We start from the raw sequence: 22662 nt of genomic DNA on the forward strand, positions 1-22662 counted from the left end.
ATAGGAGGAAAATAATGGTTACACGTAAAGAAGATTTTTCAAAATGGTATTTACAAACAATTCAACAAGCAGACTTAATGGATTATTCACCAGTCAGAGGTTGTATGATTTTTAAACCAAATGGGTATGAAATCTGGGAACATATTCAAGAATATTTTAATAAGCGCTTAAAAGAAGACGGCATCCGTAATGCCTATTTCCCAATGCTTATTCCTGAGTCGTTCTTTACCCGTGAAAAAGATCATATTGAAGGATTCAGTCCAGAATTGCCATGGGTAACTGAAGCAGCGGGAGAAGTCTTAGAAGAAAGATTAGCCTTAAGACCGACTTCAGAAACCATGATTGGGGATGCTTTTTCTAATTGGATTAATTCCTACCGTGATTTACCTTATGAAATTAATCAGTGGGCCAATGTCTTCCGTTGGGAAAAGCGCACTTTACCTTTCTTAAGAACTTCTGAGTTTTTATGGCAAGAAGGCCACACTGCGCATGCCGATGAGGAAGATGCGCGTCATAGAACTATGCGCATGCTAGAAATCTACGCTGAATTATTAGAAGAGTTATTAGCAGTTCCAGTCTTCAAAGGTGAGAAAACCCCTTCAGAGCGCTTTGCCGGAGCGGTACAAACATTTTCAGTTGAAGCTATGATGCAAGACGGTAAAGCCGTACAAGCAGGAACCTCTCATTATATGGGTACTAAATTTGCAGAAGCCTTTAACATCCGGTATTTAAATAAAGAGAATGAGCACGTTTATGCCCATACCACTTCTTGGGGCGTTTCGACTCGTTTAATCGGTTCAATGATTATGACTCACTCAGATGATCAAGGATTGGTTTTACCACCAGCTATAGCGCCTCAGCAGGTTGTTTTCATCCCAGTTGGACCTAAGAAAAAATTAGACCAAGTGCTTGAAAAAGTAAAAACCTTAGATGCTCAATTAAAAGCAGTAGGTATTAGAACCTATATTGATGATTCAGATAACTCAGCAGGATATAAATTTAATGAGTGGGAATTGCGTGGAGCAGCTATTCGTATTGAAGTTGGTCCAAGAGACATTGAAAACAATCAAGTGATTATGAAAGCTAGAGATGAAGATGAAAAACAAGCTATTTCAATGGATGATTTGGTTGAACAGGTTCAACAAGCTTTAACAGCAATGCAAACTCGTCTATTAGAAAAAGCTCGCCAACGCAATCAGGCCAATATGTATACTCATATTAATACGCTGGATGAATTAATTGACCATATTGAAGGCAAAAAAGCAGCCAATGAAATTCCAGGTTGGGTATTAGTTGGCTGGGATGGTAGTGAAGAATCTGAAGCTAAGATTAAAGAATTAACTGGCTTTACAACACGTAATTTACCGTTTGATAATTATTTTGCAGGCGAAAACGCCCTTGTTAAGAAAGATACATGTATTGTAACTGGAAAACCTGCCAAAGAAACGGTTTGGATTGCGAGAGCTTATTAAGAAAGTTAACCAATAGGTTGAAAGGAGATCATGATGAGAAGTTTAGCATTAGATACCTCATCCGATGTTTTATCTCTAGCTCTTTTTGAGGAGGATCAATTGATCATCGAAGTCAATTCTAATGTCTCCAAGCAACACGGGGCTTTCCTTCTACCCTTGGTGGAAAAGTTATTACTTGCGGTCAATTGGGAGAGGGAAACCATTGATCAAATTTGGCTAGGGAGAGGACCGGGTTCTTATACAGGCTTGAGAATTGGAGCAACGATGGCCAAGGTTTGGACTTCTACCAGCAAAAGTGATTTAGAGAGCTTTTCGAGTTTAGCGATTATGGCAAGTCAAGTTGCCGATGATGGAGGCCAATCTTGGATTATCCCTATTATGGATGCACGAAGGGGAACAGCCTACACAGGAGCCTATCAATGGCAAGATGGTTTATTGAAAAATCAAATTAAAGATGATCATGTTGACTGGCAAACTTGGATCCAGGAGACACTTTTACCGCAAACTAACGAGACAAAGCTTAAGCAGGTAATATTCGTGAGTGCCCATGAAAATGAGTTTACTAATTTTGTAAAAGAAAGTCTTTCTCAGCAAAGTATTGACCTTCATTTTGTAATTGGTCAATATGCTTGGCCTAAGGTTGGCAAAGTGCCTTATATTGAGCGAGAGCATGTTGAAGATATTGATGTATTTGAGCCTTTTTATGCACATTTGACCTTAGCAGAGCAAGAATGGGCAGCTAAACAAGTAAATCAAAACCAAGAAATGAATGAAAGTTATGTTGAGCAAACTAATGAAACGAGTATTTAATCCTTTTAAAGAGGAAACTAAAGTAAGACATAAAGCAATGGCACAAATTAGTCCATTTGTTGATTCGTTAGAACCGATAAAACTCATAAACCAAAATAACATCAATTGTAGAGTAAGACTAGCTCAAAAAACTGACTTACCAGCCTTAGTACAGTTAGAGCAAAAAGGTTATGCAGGTTATATTGCATGGGACTTATCCGATTTTGAAAGAGATTGGCAAAGAAATCCACAAATCTTATACTTAGTTATTGAAGCAAAAGGCTTATCATCTGATAAGTCTAAGATCATTGGAATGATTACGGGTAGATGTTTAATTAAAAATACACATATTAGCCAATTAGTCATTGATCCTGAGTGGCAATCACAAGGCCTGGGTTCCTATTTATTGAGGACATGGATTCAAATTAGTCGTGAATTGGATAGAAAGTCGGTGACCTTGGAAGTAAGAGAAAGCAATACGCATGCTCAAAAAGTATATTACCAACAAGGCTTTGTCCTTGAGAACAAAAAGCCTTTCTACTATGAAGATAATGGTGAATCGGCACTCTTTCTCCGTTGTTATTTATAAGGAGTTAAAGAAATGATGCTTAAAGAAATCGCAAAAGCAGATAAAGACCCTGCTTTACTTCGGCAAATCTTAGCCATTGCTCAAAGTTTTCATTGGTCAGCGGATGCCACCATTCAAGAATGGCAGAGTCCCTATGCCAGATTATGGATTTGGGATAATGCCCAAGACTTAGTAGCCTGTTGTGGTGGACAAATCCTCTTTGAAGAAGCTAATATACATTATTTTTGGGTGGCTCCTAAACACAGAGGCAAAGGGAAGGGCAAGGTTTTTCTAAGGGCTCTTCTAGATCAATTTCAAGAAAATCAAGTAGAAAAAGTCAACTTGGAAGTTCGCGCGAGTAACCAGGCGGCCATTGCCTTATATCAAGCCTTGGGATTCAAAATAATTGATCGACGTCCGAATTATTACCATGATCCGGCTGAAGATGGATGGGTAATGCAGTTAACAATTGAGTAGGAGGAATAGTCAGTGCAAGAAGAAAATTTAATACTAGCCATTGAATCGTCTTGTGATGAGACAAGCGCAGCCTTGATAGAAAATGGCAGTCAAATTAAAGCGAATATTGTTGCTTCCCAGGTAAAAAGTCACATGCGATTTGGCGGTGTTGTTCCTGAAGTGGCCAGTCGTCATCACGTAGAACAAATTAGTCAAGTTATAAAGTTAGCATTAGAAGAAGCTCAGCTAGAATCAATTGACCAAGTGGATGCAATTGCAGTGACTCAAGGTCCTGGCTTAGTTGGCCCCCTTTTGATTGGGGTTACTGCAGCTAAAACTTTGTCCTATTTGTATAAAAAGCCTTTAATTGCTATTAATCATTTAGCTGGACACATCTATGCGAGCCGCTTTATTAAAAATTTAGAATTTCCATTAATGGCATTAATAGTCAGTGGCGGACATACTGAATTGGTGGTTATGAAGTCGGCAGATGATTATCAGGTCATTGGTGAAACGCAAGATGATGCGGTTGGCGAAGCTTATGATAAAGTAGGCCGCTTGTTAGACTTGCCTTATCCAGCAGGTAAGTATCTTGACCAAATGGCTAAAGAAGGCAATCCAGAAGCTTATTCAATCCCTCGTGCCATGCTAAATGAGGATAATTTAGATTTCTCTTTTTCAGGTATGAAGAGTGCGGTGATGAACCTGGTTCACAATGCTAATCAAAGAGGAGAGAGTATTCAAGCAGTTGATTTAGCGGCGAGCTTTCAGCGTGCTTGTGTGGATGTTTTAACAGGAAAAGTTAGTAAGGCCTTGGGAAGTCGCCCAGAGATTAAACAATTTGTTTTAGCAGGTGGAGTAGCAGCTAATAGTGAGTTGAGAGCAAGTATGCAAAAGCTCTTTGAAGCTCACTATCCTGATGTGGAACTTTTAATTCCTCCCTTAGCTTTATGCGGAGATAACGCAGCTATGATTGGGGCAGCAGCCTATCCGAAGTTAATAAAAAAAGAATATACTGATTTAACAGTTAATGCCAGACCCGGTATGGCTCTATAAAGAACACACACTGAATAATTTTTCAGTGTGTGCTTTTTTTGTTTATTTTAAATCAGGATATTTTTCAAGATACTCTTCGATAGCGAGGCTATACTCTTCCCATTGTGCTACAAGGTGATTACTGGCTTCTTGCTTTTCTTTTATTGTTTGATCGATATCAATTAGAGATTGATGATCGTTAGCATTGGCTGCTTCAAGCATTATTTCTTTATCTTTTTCGATAGTTTGTTCAAGAGATTCGATATCAGCCCAGGCCTCATCCGCTAGTTTTTGTAATTTTCTAAGTTCATTTTTTATTTTTTTATTTTCTTCATAGGATAGCTGACCAGCAGAGATAAGCTCTTCCTTTTGCTCATCCTTGTTTTCCTCAGCAGCTTCGAAAGCTTCCAATTCTTCTTTTTTAGCTAAATAATAATCATAATCCCCAAGATAAAGCTGGCTCTTGTCAGCAGCTATTTCTAAAACATGGGTCGCAATCCGATTGATAAAGTAACGGTCATGAGAAACAAATAGTAGGGTTCCGTTAAAGTTAATGAGCGCTTCTTCTAAGACTTCTTTCGAATCGATATCTAAGTGGTTGGTTGGCTCATCCAATAATAGGGTGTTATCGTGATCAGCCGCTAAAAGTGCTAAGGCTAATCGAGCTTTTTCGCCACCACTGAGTAGACTGACTTTCTTTTCTACCGTCTCGCCACTAAATAGAAAAGAACCTAAAATGGAACGAATTTTCCACTCGTCGGTCGTATCGTGAGCACGCCACAGGGTCTCGAGTACGGTAACGTCGCCGTCCAGATGGTTGACGTTTTGGTCGTAGTAGCCAATTTGGACATTGGTTCCCTTCTTAATAGCGCCATCGATAGCTGGTAGATAGCCTAAAAGAGTTTTTAGAAGTGTCGTTTTCCCAATTCCATTAGGACCAACAATAGCAATGGCGTTTTGTTTGGTCAGGTCAAGGTTGATGTTTTGACAAAGAACATCTGTAGGAGAATAACCAATACTCAAGTCTTCTGCCTGAATAACTTTTTCACCCGATTCTTTAGCAATTGAAAATTGAATACGAGGGGCTTTAGCATCTTGTTTAGGAGCTTCAATGCGGTCAATTTTTTCTAATTGTTTGCGTCGGCTTTGGGCTCTTTTAGTAGTGGAAGCACGAGCAATGTTTTTTTGGACAAATTCTTCCAAACGACTAATCTCAGCTTGCTGTTTGAGATATTGTTTTTGAGCTTGTTCCATACGGGCCGCTTTTTCTTGGACATAAAAAGAATAATTACCCTGATAATGATGTAGATGGTGGTCACGAATTTCATAGACTTGTGTCGCCACTTTATCTAAAAAATAGCGGTCATGAGAAACAATTAAAAGAGCACCTTGATAGGCGGTTAAAAACTTCTCGAGCCAACTTAAAGTCTGCATGTCTAAATGGTTGGTAGGCTCGTCAAGAATGAGTAAGTCATAGTCTTGTAATAACAGTCTGGCTAAGGCGATGCGCGTCTTTTGACCTCCAGATAGGCTTTGAATAGGTTGATCATAATCTTCCGGATAAAAACCAAAACCATGAAGGACAGTCCGAATAGTAGATTCGATTTGATACACATTTTTGGCTTGCATTTCCATTTGAATTTGATCATATTGAGACAAGGTCTCTTGATATAAAACAGATTGGGTATCACCTTGATCTGCTAGATCCGCTAGTTTGTCAGCAATTTCTTGGGCTTGATCGCGCATGGCTAACTCTTTGGTAAAAAGAGACAGCATTTCATCCCAAATAGTTAAAATAGAATCTACCGCTATGTGTTGTTCTAGGTAACCAATAGTTAACTTTTTAGCACGGCTAAATTGACCATCATTGATAGGTTCATCCCCAATTATTTGTTTGATTAAAGTCGACTTGCCAGTTCCATTCCGTCCGACCAATGCTATTCGATCACGTTCTTGAATCGAAAAGTTCACATCTTCGTATAAGGTCACATCAGCAAAGCGACGACTGATATTATTTGCTTGTAGTAAAATCATGGGCCATCATCCCCCTTTTTCAATCTCCTCTATTATAGCATGCTTCATAATCTCTCACTAGCTTTGATCAAAGAAGATCTTAAATAAAAGTTTGTGAAATATTTTAAAAAAAGAACTTCTTATAATTGGCATTATCTTCATTTGATGATATACTAGGCATATCAAATTGTGATAAAACACACAAATAAGTGAAAATCAGGATGAACGGAGGAAGAAGAATGGTGAAAGAAATCCCACGAGCGACGGCCAAGCGCTTGCCAATATATCATCGTTATTTACGATACTTATACAATGCTGGTAAGACGCGTATTTCATCAACCGAACTCAGTGATGCTGTTAAAGTTGACAGCGCGACCATTCGGCGCGATTTTTCATATTTTGGAGCCCTTGGTAAAAGAGGCTATGGTTATGATGTAGAATATTTACTTCAGTTTTTCGGAAAGACGCTCAACCAAGATCGTCTGACTACCACTGCTTTGATTGGGGTTGGCTCATTAGGAAATGCCTTGTTAAATTATAACTTTAGAAAATCCAATAATGTTAGAATCGGTGCCGGTTTTGATGTCAATCCTGATTTGATTGGAACCGTCCATTCGGGCATTCCCATTTATTCAATCGATGAATTAGAAGAACAATTAGAAATCCAAGCAATCGACGTGGCGATTTTAACTGTTCCTCAAGAGTATGCAGATGGCATAATGGAGCGATTAATTGCTGCTGGCATTAAGGGAGTTTTGAACTTCACTCCTTTGCGTTTCGAAGTACCTGATAGCGTCCGCGTACAAAACGTTGATTTAACTAATGAGCTACAGACCTTGATTTATTTCATTAACCAAGAAGAAATTGCTGATCAGTTAGCAAGAGAATAGAAAATGATTTACTTCTTACTATTTATAGTGAGGAGTTTTTTTATTGCTTTAAGAGAAAAGAAGGATATTTTTTATCTATTTCTTGCTTTTTAATCAAAGATGGTCTAATATATAAATTGTGATTAGCACTTAAATGAATCGAGTGCTAAATATTAAAATTTGGAGGGATTTTCATGTTGAAACCTTTAGCAAAACGTATTGTTCTAAAACCAAAAGAAGTCGAAGAAACAACAGCAAGTGGCTTTGTATTACCTAGCTCTGCTCAAGAAAAACAACAAATCGGTGAAGTAGTAGCTGTCGGACCAGAAATTGAATCAGAAGATGGAATCAAAGTTGGCGATCAAGTCATCTACAAATCTTATTCAGCAACTGAGATTGAAGATCAAGGTGAGAAATACATTATCATTGAATTAAAAGAAGCTTTGGCAATTATTGAATAAAAGATTTTCAATAAAGAAACTCAATAGAAAAAGAGAAAAAGGAGCGATATAAATGGCAAAAGAATTAAAATTCTCAGAAGACGCACGTGCAGCTTTATTGCGCGGGGTAGACTTATTAGCAAATACAGTAAAAACAACAATGGGGCCTAAGGGACGTAACGTTGTCTTAGATAAAACCTACGGTTCTCCACTTATTACCAATGATGGAGTAACCATTGCACGTGAAATTGAATTAGAAGATCGTTATGAAAATATGGGCGCTCAATTAGTGCAAGAAGTGGCTTCTAAAACGAATGACATAGCGGGAGATGGAACAACTACTGCTACTGTTTTAACTCAAGCGATTGCACGCGAAGGAATGAAAAACGTTACAGCAGGAGCTAATCCAGTTGGTATTCGTCGAGGAATTGACAAAGCAACTAAGACAGCAGTGGCAGCTTTAGAGAAATTATCACAGCCTGTATCTTCTAAAGAAGCGATTGCGCAAGTAGCAGCTGTTTCTTCAGGAGACCAAAAGGTTGGCGAATTGATTGCTGACGCTATGGAAAAAGTTGGTAATGATGGTGTAATCACCATTGAAGATTCTCAAACTATTGAAACTGAATTATCCGTTGTTGAAGGTATGCAATTTGATCGTGGTTATCTATCACAATATATGGTAACTGATAATGAAAAAATGATTTCAGACCTTGAAAATCCATATATTTTAGTTACTGACCGCAAAATTTCAAATATCCAAGATGCGCTCCCAGTCTTAGAAGCGGTGATGCAATCAGGACGTCCATTATTACTAATTGCTGAAGATGTAGAAGGCGAAGCCCTTCCTACTTTAGTATTGAACAAATTACGCGGAACCTTAAATGTAGCTGCTGTTAAAGCACCAGGCTTTGGAGACCGTCGTAAAGCGATGCTAGAAGATATTGCTATCCTTACTGGAGCAACTGTGATTTCAGAAGAATTAGGTTTTGAGTTGAAAGATGCTACCATTGACCATTTAGGATCAGCTGGTAAAGTAACAGTAACCAAAGATAATACGACAATTGTTGAAGGTGCTGGTTCGTCAGACGCTATTAAAGAGCGTGTTGCTTTAATTCGTCACCAAGCAGAAGAAACGACTTCAAGCTATGATAAAGAAAAATTGCAAGAACGCTTAGCTAAATTAGCAGGTGGAGTGGCAGTTATTAAAGTCGGTGCGGCAACTGAAACAGAACAAAAAGAAGTGAAGTTACGTATTGAAGATGCTTTGAATGCTACTCGTGCAGCTGTTGAAGAAGGAATTGTTCCTGGTGGAGGAACAGCTTATCTAAATATTAAAGATGAGGTAGCAGCTACTGAAGCCTTAACAGATGATGAAGCGACAGGGGTTAAAATTGTTGTACGTGCTTTAGAAGAACCTGTTCGTCAAATTGCTGAAAATGCAGGCCGTGAAGGTTCAGTGATCGTTAATAAAATCGTCTCTTCTGAACAAGGAACAGGTTACAATGCTGCAACTGACCAATTCGAAGATATGATTCAATCTGGAATTGTGGATCCAACTAAAGTAACTCGTTCAGCTTTACAGAATGCAGCATCTGTTGCAGCTCTCTTATTAACAACAGAGGCTGTAGTTGCTGAAATTCCTAAAGATGAACCTGAAATGCCAGCTAATCCAGGTATGGGTATGATGTAAGATAAAAAAAAATAAACGATTTAAGGTTATTTTAACCTTAAATCGTTTATTTTTTTATTTTCTTTCTTCAAAACAATAAAAATAGATAGATTTAATGAAATTTATGTTTAAACACGTTGAAAGTACCTAATAATATAGGTAAAATGATAGAGATAAAGTGGCTATCAAAAATAGAACGAACAAGGAATTGGTAATGTTCTTTATAGCTAATAGTTTATAGTGAGGAATGAAAACATGTTAAGAAGGCAAGAAATGCTATCACTACGTTTCGTGCAATGGGTTGAAAGCTTACCTTTTGCCCACAAACGGTTGATATGGGCAGTCAGTGACCTTTTAGCTTTTTGTCTATCAACACTAGTTGCTTTAGTAATTTTTTTAGGCATATTTAAAGTCCCAGTGCAGTTTTATGCGGGGCATTTATTATTGTCTTTTGTTTTATACTATGCAATCTCTAAACATTTCAAAGTCGACTTGCGTATAAAGCGTTATGCTACCATTGTAGATTTTTCACTCTTATTTTTAATTGTTATTTTTGCGAATTTAATCAGTGGATTGATTTTATCCGTGATGGTTAAATGGCTCTCTTTCCGCTATTTAGTCATTGTAGCGGGTCTCGCAGCAGTTGCTATCAATGGACTGCGTATAGCATGGCAATATATTTATCATACTAAAAACCGATGCTCTAACACTGATAATTCAAATAAAGAAAATATTGTTTTGATTGGTGCAGGGGACGGAGGTTCACTTTTTATGAGTGCTTACCAACGTCACCCTAGAAATGAGAAAGTGGTAGCCATTCTAGATGAAGATCACGCTAAAATTGGTATGAATATTGGAGGAGTCGAGGTAGTGGGCGGATTAGAACAGCTTGCTGTATTAATTGAGCAATATAATATTGCTAAAGCTGTTATCGCTATACCTTCCTTGAAACCAGAAAAATATGAAGAAATTCTTCAATATTGTAACGAGTTAGGTGTAAGGGCTTATAATATGCCAAAAGTTGAAGACGTATTATTAGGAATCCATCAACCAAAACGAGCTATGCGTGAAATCAAAATATCAGACCTTTTGGGTCGTCAAGAAATCGAATTAGATGAGTCAGCTATGAGACAGGAATTAGAGGGTAAGACAATTCTTATTACAGGAGCAGGGGGGTCTATCGGTTCAGAAATAGTTCGCCAAATATCAAAACATAATCCAGCAAAAGTTATTTTATTAGGGCATGGCGAAAACTCTATTTATCTTATCTATCATGAAATGATTAAAAGTCACAATGAAAATATGATTCAATATTTTCCAGTCATTGCAGATATCCAAGACTACAACCGTCTATTAGAAATATTTGAAGAATATCAACCTGATATTATCTATCATGCGGCTGCTCATAAACACGTTCCTTTAATGGAAGCGAACCCGGTCGAAGCCTATAAAAATAATATTTTAGGCACCTATAATGTGGCACGAGCTGTCGATGATGCAAAAGTTCCGAAGATGGTAATGATTTCAACAGACAAAGCGGTGAATCCTCCTAATATTATGGGAGCGACTAAACGGGTTGCTGAGTTAATTATTACAGGTATGAATAAGCAATCAGAATCCATTTATTGTGCCGTACGCTTTGGTAATGTATTAGGTAGTCGTGGTAGTGTTGTTCCTGCTTTTAAAAAACAAATAGCCGCTGGAGGTCCTGTCTCAGTTACTGATTTTAGAATGATCCGCTACTTTATGACCATTCCAGAAGCGAGTCAATTAGTTGTTTTCGCAGGTACTTTTGCACAAGATGGAGAGGTCTTTATTCTCGACATGGGGGAACCAGTTAAAATTCTTGATTTAGCTAAGAAAATGATTCTCTTGTCTGGACATACTGTTGAAGAAATCGGTATACGTGAATCTGGTATTCGACCAGGTGAGAAGCTTTACGAAGAATTGTTAACATCTTCAGAGCTTGTAGAAAATCAGTTAAATGATCAAATATTTGTTGGAAAAGTTGTACCTATCCCACTACAAGAAACTTTGCAGTTTGTTGAAAGTTTAAAAGAGTCAATTCATCAACCTAAGGTTATGAAAGAAAAAATAATAAAATTTGCTAATGATAGCGCACAATATGGAGGTTAATATGCAACAAGAAGAAATTAGTCTAAAGGATTTATGGAAACTATTTACAAAGCATGCTTTTAAGATTTTTAGTTTAATGATTTTAGGCATCATTTTAGCTATTGCTTTTATGGTTTTATTAGTATCACCTACTTATGAATCAACTGCTCAGCTTTTAGTTAATCAATCTGAAGAAAATATGGGGCAATCTCCTATTCAATACAGTGAATTGCAAGCTAACTCACAGTTGATTAACACTTATCGTGATATTATCACTGGTGATAGTGTCCTTAATCGGGTGAGTGACGACACAGATAAATTATATTCAGTAAGAGATTTAAAAGATGCTATTACGGTAGAACAATCACCAAACTCACAAGCTTTTTACGTTTCCGTTCAGCTAGAGTCTCCTCAGACTGCTCAAAATGTCCTTTACGATGTGATTACTATTTTTGAAGAAACCGTTAGTGACATTTATGGGGGAGAAAATACAAACATTTTTATTCTTTCTCCAGCCTCATTTAATCCCAACCGTGTGTCTCCTAGTTTAGCAATTTATTCAATTATTGGTGCACTGATGGGTCTGGCAATTGCTGTCTTAACTATTTTACTAACAGAAATTTCTGATACAACAGTAAAGGATGATGAATTTATGGCAAGTTTAGGTATGAATGATCTCGGTCATGTTTATCAACTTTCAAATAAAGAAGTTAAGAGTTCTCGTATAGGAAGTAGCAAATCACAAAAACGTACTAGAAAGAAGGTTTAGCATGTTTAATTCTCGGAAGAAAAAAGAAACTAAGTTATTAAAAGATCAAGAATTCGGAACCTCTCTAATTACTTATACATCCCCTCAATCGATTAATGCAGAGCAATTCCGTGCAATTCGTACTAATATTGAATTTGCCCAAGTCGACCGAAAACTTAAGACCTTACTAATTTCTTCATGTATTCCAGCTGAAGGTAAGTCGACCGTTTCAGCAAATTTAGCGATTGTGATGGCTCAAACGGAGAAAAAAGTGTTGATTGTTGATGCGGATATGCGTAAGCCAACTCTTCATCGAACTTTCAGAATCGATAATAAAGAAGGATTATCATCTTTAATTGCTAATCCAGATGTGAAATTTAATCAGGTTATTCAACGTAATCCTGAAACAGGTCTTTACTTATTGCCTTGTGGACCAATCCCGCCTAACCCTTCAGAATTACTTGGTTCTGCTCGCATGACATCGATTATGCATGAGTTGAATCAATATTTCGATTTAGTGATTTATGATACGCCACCAATCACTGCTGTGGCTGATCCTCAAATTCTAGCAACGCGTGTGGATGGTGTATTGATGGTATCCCGTTATGGATATGTTCGGCGTGAAGAAGTGCGTCAAGCTAAAGAAATCTTAGATAATGTCAATGCTAATATTTTAGGGTATGTCATGAACGGCATTCCGCCTGAAGAAAAATCAGGATATTATTCATATTATGGTTATGGATACGGTAATACAACTGACAGTAATAGCAAGGATGAGTAATAAAAATGATTGTAGATTTACATTCACATCTCATACCAGGAGTAGACGATGGCGCACAGACATTAGAAGATTCTATAAACCTAGCAAGAATGGGTCAAGAAGAAGGGGTCCAACATATTGTTTTAACTCCCCACCATCGTAACGGACAATTTATCAATCATAAAGAGGATGTTGTAAAATTTGCAGACAAATTGTCTGCTGATTATGAAAGAGCGGGCCTACAAGTCAAAGTATATCCCGGTCAGGAAATACGCTTAACCCAACAGTTTATGGATGATTATTATAATGGTGACTTATTATCTTTAGATGGATCAGATAAATATTATTTGATTGAATTTCCAACTGCTAAAGTCCCAGAATTTGCTCATAAAATTTTATCGCAGTTGATTGATATGGGAATAACACCTTTAATTGCCCATCCAGAAAGAAATCATCAATTAGCTGAAAACTATGATGATTTATATGACTTAATCGAAATGGGATGTTTATCACAAATCACCTCTTCATCTTATGTGGGCTTATATGGTGAGAAGTTTCAACGAACTGCAAGAGAAATGATTGAACTGAACTTAGTACATGTCATTGCTTCTGACGTCCATCATGTTGATTTCCGTCCCTTTAATATGAAGGCTGCATTTAATCAACTAGAGAAAGATTTTGATTCAGCAAAGGTCAATTATTTCTTACAAAATGCTCGGGATATCTTTAACGGAGATCCTATTGAGAAGCTAGAACCTATACGCTCAAAGTCAAAAAGAAAAAAGAAAAAAAGATTCTTTGGACTCTTTTAAAAAACTTGATTGTCGTTTTATTACGGCAATCAAGTTTTTTTATTTTATAATTAAAAGTTTTATGTGTATTTATAGGCTAAGATCTGCAGAGTGATTAAAAGAGTAGGGAGAGTTATTACAACGATTGATGTCAAAACTTAAAGATTGGTATCGAATGGAGAGGGGGTAGATAAAAGATAAATTGCGATGAGTATTTAATTGATAGTAGAAGAAGCCGTATTTGATAACCGTATGACGACTAGTTTGATCTTCTAGTGTATTAAAATAGGAGCAATAGCGTAAGTTGAGCCAGAGAAGACTACCTAAACATGTATTGAAAGGAATAAAGAGGTGTTGATCTTGAAGAATATTTTGCGACAAACTTTCTGAGGGTTGGTTGGAAAACCAGACGTCACCATTACTATCAACAATAAGAGTCTTAATGTTCAAATGGTAAGGGGTTAGGTCACAAAAAAGAATAGGAACAATTTGATAATGAGACGGTAGGTAATGTGCTTTTCTTAAAGCTTGCTGTAGAAAAGAAAAATAGTGACGATGGCAAGGGACAACTTTATAACTCATCCTAAAAATCGACGACAAGAATATCACCACCAAAAAATATTTATCAAACAAGATGAAAATACCATATAGTGATTGTTGTTTCAATAGGGATTAAGGGCATTTTTGCAATTTTGCTAAAATTTAATATATCATTAGGATTTATAGAAAATCCTAATAAACAAAAGATATATCTTACTGTCATATTAATAATTAATGACAAAAGTATGAATCTAAAATGATTTCCGATGGAATAACTTTGCCAGCTTATTGGGGCATGTTATACTATAGTTACCAAGCAAAACTATTTTAAAGGGGGTTCTCACAGATGAAGAAAACAATTCAGCAGCTGATCAATAAATCGGCCATTTGCCTGTCGGTTATCTCTTTAATGGGCATGGCTCAAGTCTCAGCTAATACTACCCATGTGGTCGAAAAGGGCGATACAATTTATAGTCTAGCTCGACAATACGGCTTATCTGAACAAGAATTGATGGCTTTAAATGGCTTAACAACTACAAATATAAATATAGGGACTCAGTTGATTGTGAGTAAAGGTGAAGAAGATAATAGCGGTAATCAAGAAGCGGCAGGATATTATGTCGTTCAAAAAGGTGATACCCTCTATTCCATTGCGAATCAATTTGGTTTATTAGTAGACCAATTGCGAGCATTAAACGGTCTCACAGGTAACTTTATAGATGTAGGTGATCGTTTAGCATTAAATGGTTCTTATACACCGGATCAACCACCGGTAGTGACTGAAGACTCAGCCACTTATGTGGTTCAAAAAGGCGATAGTCTTTATAAAATTGCGAATGCTTATGGCTTAACAGTCAGTCAGTTAAAGGCTATGAATGGACTGACTTCCGACTTCATTGATGTGGGTGACTTATTAGCAGTAGCTGACGGCGGAACCACTTCTGTGACACCGGGAGGTTCTAATCAAGGGACTAATGGCCAAGGTTCATACATTGTTAACAAAGGTGATAATCTTTCTACTATTGCTATAAGATATGGTGTGACTGTCAATCAATTAATCGCATGGAACGGATTAGTTTCAGATTTGATCTATCCGGGAGATAAGTTAGCTATAAATTCAAACGGAACGACAGAGCTAACTCAACCTAACCGACCAAGTCAACCGTCATATTCATCCAATGCTTATACAATCGTTGCGGGTGATAATTTTGACACTATTGCTCAAGCTTATGGTATGACGGGCCGTCAACTGATGGCATTTAATGGCAGGACAGATACCATGATCTATCCAGGTGAAGTGATCTATTTACCAAGTTCAGCGTCGAATTATGTACCGAGTCAACCTAATACAGGGTCTAGTACTTCAACGGCAACGGGTAATCAATCTATTGTTTCGCCAGATACATCAAATAATTCCCAACCACAAAGCGATGGCCCGGTTATTAATAACGAAAAACCACAGTCACCTAAAAAAGAACCACGTGAAGTGAATATTCGCAAGCCTAAATCTTTACAAAAAGACGAAGACAAGCTTACGGATCCAACCACTAAGGCCTTAGATCCTGATAGTATTGATTTACCTACTCACCAAGTGGCTGAAGGGGAAAAATTAGCAGATATTGCCAAGGCTAATGACATTGATGAGAAAGATCTACGCGAATGGAACGGTCTTTTAAATGATGCGATTGAAATAGGTGATATCCTTTACTTGAAAGATCCAAGTCAAGCAATTACAGTCTTTAAGCAAGCCCGTCCTTTAGAAGATGTTTATCCGATTAAGCATACCTTAATGGAAGGTGAAAGAATTCAAGATTTATTAGAAGTTTACCCAGTTACAGAAGCTCAAATTATTGAATGGAGCGAATTGGAAGAAGGTGAAGCGATTGAGGAAGGAACCGAGTTAACCCTTTCTCACCCTGATAAGGCGCCTGAATTATATACAGTAACTGAAGAAGATTCACTAGAAAGTATTGCAAGAGAGTATGATGTTCCTGTTGAAGCACTTCGTGAATGGAATGGCTTACTCGATAATGTGGTCTATATTGGTGAAGAAATAGCAGTCACTAACCCATGGGTAGACTACCATCAAGTAGCTCCTGGTGAAACACTTGAAGTCTTAGCAGAAAAATATGAAGTAAGTATTGACCAATTGAGACAGTGGAACAATTTACCAGCTGAATCAATGGTTGTAAATGGCGTTTTAATTGTATCGGATCCGAAAGCTTTTGAAGTAGAAGATCAAGACAATGATAGCGACGCTAATAGCACTGAAGAAAAAAGCGCTGAAACTGAAGAAACAAGTGCTGAATAAAAAAAGGTAACAACAAAAACATCGCAAGCCTTGGCTGCGATGTTTTTTATTAGAATAAAATTTTAAGCCTTTACGAAGAAAGACTCGACCAAGCCGCGTGTTGTCCAGAAACAGCACCCGTTGCAAAAGCGGCGGTAATATTATAACCGCCTGTATACCCATTGATGTCAATGATTTCGCCACAGAAATAGAGGCCTTTCGTTAATTTGGATTCCATGGTTTGAGGGGTGATCTCCTTCAAGTTTATTCCTCCACCCGTTACAAAACCTTTTTCAATGGGTTGACTGCCATATACAGTGAGAGGAAATGCTTTGACTTGCTTCCACAGCGCTTCTTGTATCGAATGGTTGACTTGCTTATAGGCCATCTTTTCTTGGATTCCGACTTGTTCTTGAATTAAGCGACTGAGCTTTTCAGGTAACCATGGGCGCAGAATGTTATCGACTTGTTTGTCTCTTTGTTCTTCTGCTAGAGCTTTGAGCTCTTCATAAGAAGTCCCAGGGACAAGGTCAATGGTTAAATGGGCAACTTTTGGCTGGCTTTCTTTAAGGTATAAATTAACATGGCCGGAACATCTTAAGATGGCGGGTCCTGAATAACCAAAGTGGGTAAAGATCATATCCATTTGATGGGCAACAATTGTCTTTCCATTATCATCTAAAACTTTAACATTGACGTCTCTTAATGAAATGCCTTGTAATGATTTGTCTTGAATAAAGGAATCATTGGAAAGGAGGGGAACTTCAGTGGCATAAAAATCAGTCAGACTATGACCAGCATCTTTGGCCCATTTGTAGCCATCGCCTGTTGAGCCGGTGCGAGGATAAGCCTTACCACCTGAGGCTAAGATGACTGCCTTGGCAGTATATGTCGCTTTGCTAGTACGAACGCCTCTGACTGAAGCTGTTTCCTGATTATAAAGAACTTCTTCAACGGCTTCACCGGCAATTACTTCAATGGCATAATGTCTCATCTCATTAATCAGACAGTCGCGAATAGTGCGCGCAGAATCCGTTATAGGGAACATACGCCCGTGGTCTTCTTCTTTTAATGGAATATCACGCGATTGGAAAAAGTCGACAATATCTTGAGAGTCGAATTGATCTAGGACCGAGTAGAGGAACTTACCGTTACCAGGAATATGATCAATCAGGATTTCGCGTGGTGATCGGTTGGTGACATTGCATCGTCCACCACCAGTCAGAATTAACTTGCGACCTAATTTGCTGTTTTTTTCTAAAAGTAGAACTTTGGCTCCATTAAGACCGGCATGAATGGCTGCCATCATGCCACTGGTGCCGCCGCCTATTACAATTACATCATACTGAGTCATTTTTCCCCTCCTTACTTGAGAATTCGGTCTGATTGTATCATAAGACAAAAATAAAAGGCAAAGTGTTTCCACTTGCCTTTTACTAAAAAGGATTTGCTATACAGTTGGATAGACAGGAATCTTAGCTCGTGTTGCTAATTGTTTAGCGAAATAATCGCTTAAGAAATAATCAACCATGCCGTGGATAACCGTTCCTCCACCCACTAGGACAATTAAAACGTATAAGAAGTTTTCACTAGCAGTGCTTAAACCAAACTGGGTTAGGAAGAAGACAACCGCAACTTCTGCTGCAGCATGGACAATATTGATAATGACTGAGAAAGTCCATTTGTTGCTAGTAGTTGATAGCCATTCCGGACGTTGTTGTAACATCTTAGCGCCCACATAGGCAAAGACAACATGGGAAGCTGCACGCGCTACGATAATCAATGGAAAACCTGCTAATTGAAAACCAAGGCTTGTTCCTAAACTGACTAAAACAGCGGTAAATGGGGAGATGAACATCGCCACAAAAATGGCCACATGACTAGCTAAAGTATAAGAAGCCGGTGGAATGACAATTTTTAGAGGCATAACAATAGGAATAATGATACCGATGGCAGTTAAAAGACTGGCAAAGGTTAATTGACGCGTTTTTGATAATTTTATTGTCTGTGGCATAGTGTCCTCCGATAATATGTATTTAATCTAAGCGAAGTTTAGCAGTAAACTTAACAGGTGTCAAGACAACTGTTTAAATGTATAGTATTTCTTCATCTTCTAAAACTTTTTGAATCTGATCAAATTCTTTTAATGAAGGAACTTGGATAGTATGAGAGTGAATGCCATTAGTTAAAGAGGCTAACATTTCACCATCAAAAGCGGCCATTCGGTCTAAAAAAGCTTCAAGATCTGCTTGATTATTGATATGAAGAGCGGCTGAAAGTAAACCATAGACAGGATGTTCAATTTGAACATCTAAGATCTTACCTTGATGCGCCAAAATGGTTTCTAATTCTACTCGCATTTTAGAGTCATCATGGCGGCAAACAATCACACCCGTGTAGCCTTGCCTAGAAGCATCGACATTAGAGAGTGTGGGAATTAAATATCCTTGATTGGTGGCCAAAATTTCGACCTTATAGTGGGCACGCAAGAGGGCGATATCCCCAACAATGACTTGGCGACTGACTTGATAACGACTGGCTAATTCATTGGCCGTTACCGCTTCGCTTTGTTCTTTTAAAAATGCTAAAATGGCTTGACGTCTTTCTTGGGCTTTCATAAATTCACTTCCTTTGAAAAGATTATAACATGAAGTTAAATAATAATTGATTGAAAGTAAAATAAATTTGAAGCAGTGTGAGAAAATCGCTTGACATTAAGGGTTGATAAGGAATATAATAGTGGACGGTATTGTTTACCCCACACATGAGCCCCGGAAACTCATCGTAACCGTAAACAACTAGACAAATATTGGAGGAAAACAACGTGCGTCAAACATATATGGCTAAAAAGAACGAAGTTGAACGCAACTGGGTATTATTAGATGCCACAGACATCCCTTTGGGACGCCTTTCAACTGTTGTAGCATCAATCTTACGTGGAAAAAATAAACCAACTTATACACCACACGTGGATACTGGTGATTTTGTAATTGTAATCAACGCAGAAAAAGTTGCCTTAACAGGTAAAAAAGCGACAGACAAGAAATATTATAACTACTCAGGACATCCTGGTGGAATGCGCGTCACTACAGCAGGTGAAATGCGCGATAAGAAACCTACACGCTTAATCGAACGTTCAGTAAAAGGAATGTTACCAGATAACCGTTTAGGTCGTAAACAATTCACTAAACTTTTTGTCTATGAAGGTTCAGAGCACAATCATGCGGCTCAACAACCTAAACACTTAGACATCAACACATTAATTTAAGGAGGGATTAAATGGCTACAGTACAATACTTAGGAACAGGTCGTCGTAAAAATTCATCAGCTCGTGTACGCTTAATACCAGGAACTGGCGAATTTACTGTAAATGGTAAGCCTTTGGCAGAATACATTCCATTTGCTCACTTACATGAAGTAATTAACCAACCCTTCAACGCTACAGAAACTTTAGGATCTTATGATGTTATTGTTAACGTTAAAGGTGGAGGCTTCTCTGGACAATCAGGTGCCATTCGTCACGGAATCGCACGTGCACTATTAAACGTGGATCCAGACTTCCGTCCTGCATTAAAATCAGCTGGACTTCTAACACGTGACCCTCGTATGGTAGAACGTAAGAAACCAGGTTTTAAGAAAGCGCGTAAAGCTTCACAATTCTCAAAACGTTAGGACAGTCGTTGCGAACTTGTTCGCTTACGAATGTGCTATGGGACGGAGATTCCGCAGGAATCGAGTGCCAATCATGTATTACATCAAAAATTCAAGACACTTTTCTTTATTGGAAGGTGTCTTTTTTTTGTTTTGGCTAACTTTTAGCTAACTATTCTTTTAAATTTCTATAATCCGCTTATTGGAAGAATTTAAAGAATTACATTTTATCCGAACTATAAAGCAGGAATTGAATAAAAATTAAAGGAGAATCCGGAGTGGTATAACCTTAAAATATATTTTATTATGACGATCCAGAAGAAACAGAAGAAGAACGCATTAATAATAATATGGCGAAAGAATATGGAATGCCAAAACTATCAAAGTTAAAAGGATATTATGATCCGAACAAATCGAAATATTGTACAGAAATTCAGCAACATAATGCATTATTAAGGACAGGTACTATTTATGCTCAACTTGATTTTGAACTTAAAATTATTCGCGAAATATTCCACGAAGAGGGTTACTACAACTATCAATATTAGGAGAAAATACAATGGGTAAAGCTATTAACCTATTTAGGTATATTACCGATTTTATCTATAGAGGAATCTATAAAGGATATCATAGTTGCGGTTTATCAGACGAAGGGATAAAAAATTTATACAATAAATTATAATTGAGAAAAATAGTTTTTTGTTTGATAGTGGTTATTACATCAACCCGAAAACAGACCAATTCCTTTCACTTTACACCTCGCCAGTCGGGGTGGTTTTTGGTATAGTTATATTAAAAAAAGAGGAATTGATAATATGGATGAGAAGAAATATCAATGTGAATATTATCGTGTTACAACTTTGAATGGTAATAATGAAGCTGAATTATTTGACTTGCAAAATTGGATTAATATTTTACAAATAACGAATTATCAAACGAATGTTAGAGAGTACCTTGATGACTATGTCAGAATTGAAGATATTCATTTTGATCCAGTTTTTAGATGTTGGTTTATGCAGTTTGTTAGAATTAGAAGTAAAGATGTCCCTCTGCTTTGTAAAATGGATCAAGTTTCCACCGAATTAGCTTTAGAAGAAAACCAGTTTATTGCTGAACCAATGGTGTGTCTGTACGACCCAAATTTACATTTATTAATGATACAAAAAAACAGAGATAGTGTTTCTGCGGTTGGAATAAAAAATTATATTAATGAGTTCTTACATAATATCGACATAAATTTAGATCGTGTCTTTAATAGGTCTTCTTTAAACAGAATTAGGAATGCGGAAGCCACCAAAAAAATACGAATTAGACTAGCTGAATTGGATAATTTGAATATAGAAAATGATAATTGGTGGAATACAAAAATAGGAAAAGCGATAAAAGCTGTGAGAGGAGTAAATATTCCTTATGTAGAACTCAGTTTATCAGTTGGACATTATAGAAAAAGAGAAATCGACGAGTCAGAATCAGAATATTTATTGGAAAAAATAGTTGATAACCCTGAAATGTTTGACAAAGTAGAGTATACAATTTTAGAGGAAGGGAAATCACAGCTAATAAATATTTTTTCTGACGCTATAAAAGATTCCATGACATTTAATCTCCCATCAAACGCTGTCTTAAGATTTGATGTAGTTAGCCAAGCAATGGGGGAAATATATTACGGTTATGATAATGAAAGAGGAAGAAGAGATATGCTACAAAGTATGTTGGCAATAGCTGATAGGGAGTGAGAAAAATGAAAAAAAAAGGTTTGATTGATAAGTTCGTTTTAATAGTCCCTTATTTATTTGGGTTTGCCTTTATAATATTCTGTTTAATTTATAAGCCAGTTGTTATGAAATCGGAAGGAATAGATAATTTATTCAATCACTTTATTACTTTTTCTTCTATAATTGTAGGGGTTCTTATAGCTTTGTTCAGTGTTTTAATATCCCTAGATAATACTACAATTATGAAAGAGTTAGAGAGGGTAGAAGGTGAAAAATTATTAGTTCAATTTGGAACGGAAACGTTGCTTTCGAATTTAATGCTTTTAGTATATACAGTAATGTTACAGTTTCTGGTATCAAATCAAATTTTTGAAAAATATTTAAATATTTTAATATCAATTTGCCTAGGGATTGCTATAACGACACTTGTTTCTTCGATAAGGACGACTTACTATTTTTTGATAGTTCCTTTAAACAAAAACAATAAAAGAATTAAAGAGAATTCACCTCTCACGGAAGAAGATAAAGAAAAATTACAAAAAAAATACTCAAAAAATCAAGCTTAGTTAAAATAATTAAAAAGTATAACATGAATCAAAGATACCCCAACCGGTGTCTTTTTATTATGCACTAAATAGAGGAGATTACATGGACGAAGAATTACACGATATTAATATTAAAATTTGAGTTTTTGGCTTTAAAGCAGTTTACCGCGATGGGGAGCCAGTTGTTAAGATATCT

Annotated in this window: 23 protein-coding genes; 18 read left to right on the forward strand and 5 right to left on the reverse strand. The window is 37.1% G+C overall.

The genetic code is table 11. The annotated features are described in order from the left end of the window. The first annotated feature begins 14 nt into the window (after nucleotides 1-14). Genes proS through tsaD form a run of 5 tightly spaced genes read left to right on the forward strand, consistent with a single transcriptional unit; the run spans nucleotide 15 to nucleotide 4341 of the window. Nucleotides 15-1472 (forward strand): proline--tRNA ligase, encoded by a 1458-nt coding sequence (gene proS / locus NW240_RS06265; protein WP_258436647.1) that lies wholly within the window; start codon nucleotides 15-17, stop codon nucleotides 1470-1472. A gap of 33 nt (nucleotides 1473-1505) precedes the next feature. After that, nucleotides 1506-2282, forward strand: a complete 777-nt coding sequence (gene tsaB, locus NW240_RS06270; RefSeq protein ID WP_258436648.1) for a tRNA (adenosine(37)-N6)-threonylcarbamoyltransferase complex dimerization subunit type 1 TsaB — start codon at nucleotides 1506-1508, stop codon at nucleotides 2280-2282. After that, nucleotides 2266-2850, forward strand: coding sequence for a ribosomal protein S18-alanine N-acetyltransferase (rimI, locus tag NW240_RS06275; protein WP_258436649.1), 585 nt, complete (start codon nucleotides 2266-2268; stop codon nucleotides 2848-2850). The genes tsaB and rimI (NW240_RS06275) overlap by 17 nt, the downstream gene beginning before the upstream one ends. A gap of 12 nt (nucleotides 2851-2862) precedes the next feature. Next, complete coding sequence (gene rimI, locus NW240_RS06280) at nucleotides 2863-3306, forward strand: ribosomal protein S18-alanine N-acetyltransferase (protein ID WP_258436650.1); 444 nt, start codon at nucleotides 2863-2865, stop codon at nucleotides 3304-3306. Between the two features lie 12 nt (nucleotides 3307-3318). Further along, a complete protein-coding gene (gene tsaD / locus NW240_RS06285; RefSeq protein WP_258436652.1) occupies nucleotides 3319-4341 on the forward strand; it encodes a tRNA (adenosine(37)-N6)-threonylcarbamoyltransferase complex transferase subunit TsaD in 1023 nt (340 codons plus the stop codon). Between the two features lie 42 nt (nucleotides 4342-4383). Here tsaD and NW240_RS06290 read toward each other — a convergent pair whose 3' ends face one another. Continuing rightward, nucleotides 4384-6354, reverse strand: coding sequence for an ABC-F family ATP-binding cassette domain-containing protein (locus NW240_RS06290; RefSeq protein ID WP_258436653.1), 1971 nt, complete (start codon nucleotides 6352-6354; stop codon nucleotides 4384-4386). A gap of 218 nt (nucleotides 6355-6572) precedes the next feature. On the opposite strand from NW240_RS06290, the gene NW240_RS06295 reads away from it, so the two are divergent. The 7 genes from NW240_RS06295 to NW240_RS06325 all read left to right on the forward strand — a co-directional run bounded on the left by NW240_RS06295 (nucleotide 6573) and on the right by NW240_RS06325 (nucleotide 13746). Then, a complete protein-coding gene (locus NW240_RS06295) occupies nucleotides 6573-7223 on the forward strand; it encodes a redox-sensing transcriptional repressor Rex (protein WP_258436654.1) in 651 nt (216 codons plus the stop codon). A 173-nt stretch (nucleotides 7224-7396) separates the two neighbouring features. Beyond that, the gene (locus NW240_RS06300) at nucleotides 7397-7663 is read left to right on the forward strand and encodes a co-chaperone GroES (RefSeq protein ID WP_258436657.1); all 267 of its coding nucleotides are present in this window, start codon (nucleotides 7397-7399) and stop codon (nucleotides 7661-7663) included. Nucleotides 7664-7715: 52 nt separating this feature from the next. Continuing rightward, on the forward strand, nucleotides 7716-9332 hold the full coding sequence (gene groL / locus NW240_RS06305) for a chaperonin GroEL (protein ID WP_258436658.1): 1617 nt from the start codon (nucleotides 7716-7718) through the stop codon (nucleotides 9330-9332). Between the two features lie 252 nt (nucleotides 9333-9584). Then, entirely contained in the window at nucleotides 9585-11447 is a 1863-nt protein-coding gene (locus tag NW240_RS06310; RefSeq protein WP_258436660.1) for a nucleoside-diphosphate sugar epimerase/dehydratase, read from the forward strand. A gap of 1 nt (nucleotide 11448) precedes the next feature. Beyond that, the gene (locus NW240_RS06315) at nucleotides 11449-12195 is read left to right on the forward strand and encodes a YveK family protein (RefSeq protein WP_258436661.1); all 747 of its coding nucleotides are present in this window, start codon (nucleotides 11449-11451) and stop codon (nucleotides 12193-12195) included. Nucleotide 12196: 1 nt separating this feature from the next. Further along, a complete protein-coding gene (locus NW240_RS06320) occupies nucleotides 12197-12955 on the forward strand; it encodes a CpsD/CapB family tyrosine-protein kinase (RefSeq protein ID WP_258436662.1) in 759 nt (252 codons plus the stop codon). A gap of 5 nt (nucleotides 12956-12960) precedes the next feature. Then, nucleotides 12961-13746 (forward strand): tyrosine-protein phosphatase, encoded by a 786-nt coding sequence (locus NW240_RS06325; protein ID WP_258436663.1) that lies wholly within the window; start codon nucleotides 12961-12963, stop codon nucleotides 13744-13746. 69 nt (nucleotides 13747-13815) lie between these two features. Here NW240_RS06325 and NW240_RS06330 read toward each other — a convergent pair whose 3' ends face one another. Then, complete coding sequence (locus NW240_RS06330) at nucleotides 13816-14307, reverse strand: hypothetical protein (RefSeq protein ID WP_258436664.1); 492 nt, start codon at nucleotides 14305-14307, stop codon at nucleotides 13816-13818. A 304-nt stretch (nucleotides 14308-14611) separates the two neighbouring features. Between NW240_RS06330 and NW240_RS06335 the strand changes: the two genes are divergently transcribed. Further along, a complete protein-coding gene (locus NW240_RS06335; RefSeq protein WP_258436665.1) occupies nucleotides 14612-16576 on the forward strand; it encodes a LysM peptidoglycan-binding domain-containing protein in 1965 nt (654 codons plus the stop codon). A gap of 70 nt (nucleotides 16577-16646) precedes the next feature. On the opposite strand, the gene NW240_RS06340 is transcribed toward NW240_RS06335, so the two are convergent. The 3 genes from NW240_RS06340 to NW240_RS06350 form a co-directional block, all read right to left on the reverse strand. After that, entirely contained in the window at nucleotides 16647-17909 is a 1263-nt protein-coding gene (locus NW240_RS06340; protein WP_258436666.1) for an NAD(P)/FAD-dependent oxidoreductase, read from the reverse strand. A 96-nt stretch (nucleotides 17910-18005) separates the two neighbouring features. Next, nucleotides 18006-18569 carry a hypothetical protein gene (locus tag NW240_RS06345; RefSeq protein ID WP_258436667.1) on the reverse strand — a complete coding sequence of 188 codons (564 nt, stop codon included), beginning with the start codon at nucleotides 18567-18569 and terminating at the stop codon, nucleotides 18006-18008. Between the two features lie 73 nt (nucleotides 18570-18642). Next, nucleotides 18643-19173 carry a transcription repressor NadR gene (locus NW240_RS06350; protein WP_258436668.1) on the reverse strand — a complete coding sequence of 177 codons (531 nt, stop codon included), beginning with the start codon at nucleotides 19171-19173 and terminating at the stop codon, nucleotides 18643-18645. A 206-nt stretch (nucleotides 19174-19379) separates the two neighbouring features. Here NW240_RS06350 and rplM point away from each other — a divergent pair, with 206 nt between their 5' ends. The 5 genes from rplM to NW240_RS06375 all read left to right on the forward strand — a co-directional run bounded on the left by rplM (nucleotide 19380) and on the right by NW240_RS06375 (nucleotide 22487). Next, nucleotides 19380-19823, forward strand: a complete 444-nt coding sequence (rplM, locus tag NW240_RS06355; RefSeq protein WP_309302408.1) for a 50S ribosomal protein L13 — start codon at nucleotides 19380-19382, stop codon at nucleotides 19821-19823. An 11-nt stretch (nucleotides 19824-19834) separates the two neighbouring features. Then, the gene (gene rpsI / locus NW240_RS06360; protein ID WP_258436669.1) at nucleotides 19835-20227 is read left to right on the forward strand and encodes a 30S ribosomal protein S9; all 393 of its coding nucleotides are present in this window, start codon (nucleotides 19835-19837) and stop codon (nucleotides 20225-20227) included. Nucleotides 20228-20574: 347 nt separating this feature from the next. Continuing rightward, on the forward strand, nucleotides 20575-20754 hold the full coding sequence (locus NW240_RS06365; protein ID WP_258436670.1) for a hypothetical protein: 180 nt from the start codon (nucleotides 20575-20577) through the stop codon (nucleotides 20752-20754). 267 nt (nucleotides 20755-21021) lie between these two features. Further along, nucleotides 21022-21942 (forward strand): DUF6731 family protein, encoded by a 921-nt coding sequence (locus NW240_RS06370; protein ID WP_258436672.1) that lies wholly within the window; start codon nucleotides 21022-21024, stop codon nucleotides 21940-21942. A 5-nt stretch (nucleotides 21943-21947) separates the two neighbouring features. Further along, nucleotides 21948-22487: a hypothetical protein gene (locus NW240_RS06375; RefSeq protein WP_258436673.1), complete on the forward strand. Its 540-nt coding sequence runs from the start codon at nucleotides 21948-21950 to the stop codon at nucleotides 22485-22487. The last annotated feature ends 175 nt before the right edge of the window (nucleotides 22488-22662 follow it).

This window comes from Facklamia sp. 7083-14-GEN3 (assembly GCF_024742075.1).
In the GTDB taxonomy this organism is placed as follows: domain Bacteria; phylum Bacillota; class Bacilli; order Lactobacillales; family Aerococcaceae; genus Facklamia.

Coding starts and splice junctions, on each gene's coding strand:
- proS (WP_258436647.1), top strand. CDS start 15: ATGGTTACACGTAAAGAAGATTTTTCAAAATGGTATTTACAAACAATT.
- tsaB (WP_258436648.1), top strand. CDS start 1,506: ATGAGAAGTTTAGCATTAGATACCTCATCCGATGTTTTATCTCTAGCT.
- rimI (WP_258436649.1), top strand. CDS start 2,266: ATGAAACGAGTATTTAATCCTTTTAAAGAGGAAACTAAAGTAAGACAT.
- rimI (WP_258436650.1), top strand. CDS start 2,863: ATGATGCTTAAAGAAATCGCAAAAGCAGATAAAGACCCTGCTTTACTT.
- NW240_RS06290 (WP_258436653.1), bottom strand. CDS start 6,354: ATGATTTTACTACAAGCAAATAATATCAGTCGTCGCTTTGCTGATGTG.
- NW240_RS06295 (WP_258436654.1), top strand. CDS start 6,573: ATGGTGAAAGAAATCCCACGAGCGACGGCCAAGCGCTTGCCAATATAT.
- NW240_RS06300 (WP_258436657.1), top strand. CDS start 7,397: ATGTTGAAACCTTTAGCAAAACGTATTGTTCTAAAACCAAAAGAAGTC.
- groL (WP_258436658.1), top strand. CDS start 7,716: ATGGCAAAAGAATTAAAATTCTCAGAAGACGCACGTGCAGCTTTATTG.
- NW240_RS06310 (WP_258436660.1), top strand. CDS start 9,585: ATGCTATCACTACGTTTCGTGCAATGGGTTGAAAGCTTACCTTTTGCC.
- NW240_RS06315 (WP_258436661.1), top strand. CDS start 11,449: ATGCAACAAGAAGAAATTAGTCTAAAGGATTTATGGAAACTATTTACA.
- NW240_RS06320 (WP_258436662.1), top strand. CDS start 12,197: ATGTTTAATTCTCGGAAGAAAAAAGAAACTAAGTTATTAAAAGATCAA.
- NW240_RS06325 (WP_258436663.1), top strand. CDS start 12,961: ATGATTGTAGATTTACATTCACATCTCATACCAGGAGTAGACGATGGC.
- NW240_RS06330 (WP_258436664.1), bottom strand. CDS start 14,307: ATGAGTTATAAAGTTGTCCCTTGCCATCGTCACTATTTTTCTTTTCTA.
- NW240_RS06335 (WP_258436665.1), top strand. CDS start 14,612: ATGAAGAAAACAATTCAGCAGCTGATCAATAAATCGGCCATTTGCCTG.
- NW240_RS06340 (WP_258436666.1), bottom strand. CDS start 17,909: ATGACTCAGTATGATGTAATTGTAATAGGCGGCGGCACCAGTGGCATG.
- NW240_RS06345 (WP_258436667.1), bottom strand. CDS start 18,569: ATGCCACAGACAATAAAATTATCAAAAACGCGTCAATTAACCTTTGCC.
- NW240_RS06350 (WP_258436668.1), bottom strand. CDS start 19,173: ATGAAAGCCCAAGAAAGACGTCAAGCCATTTTAGCATTTTTAAAAGAA.
- rpsI (WP_258436669.1), top strand. CDS start 19,835: ATGGCTACAGTACAATACTTAGGAACAGGTCGTCGTAAAAATTCATCA.
- NW240_RS06365 (WP_258436670.1), top strand. CDS start 20,575: ATGCCAAAACTATCAAAGTTAAAAGGATATTATGATCCGAACAAATCG.
- NW240_RS06370 (WP_258436672.1), top strand. CDS start 21,022: ATGGATGAGAAGAAATATCAATGTGAATATTATCGTGTTACAACTTTG.
- NW240_RS06375 (WP_258436673.1), top strand. CDS start 21,948: ATGAAAAAAAAAGGTTTGATTGATAAGTTCGTTTTAATAGTCCCTTAT.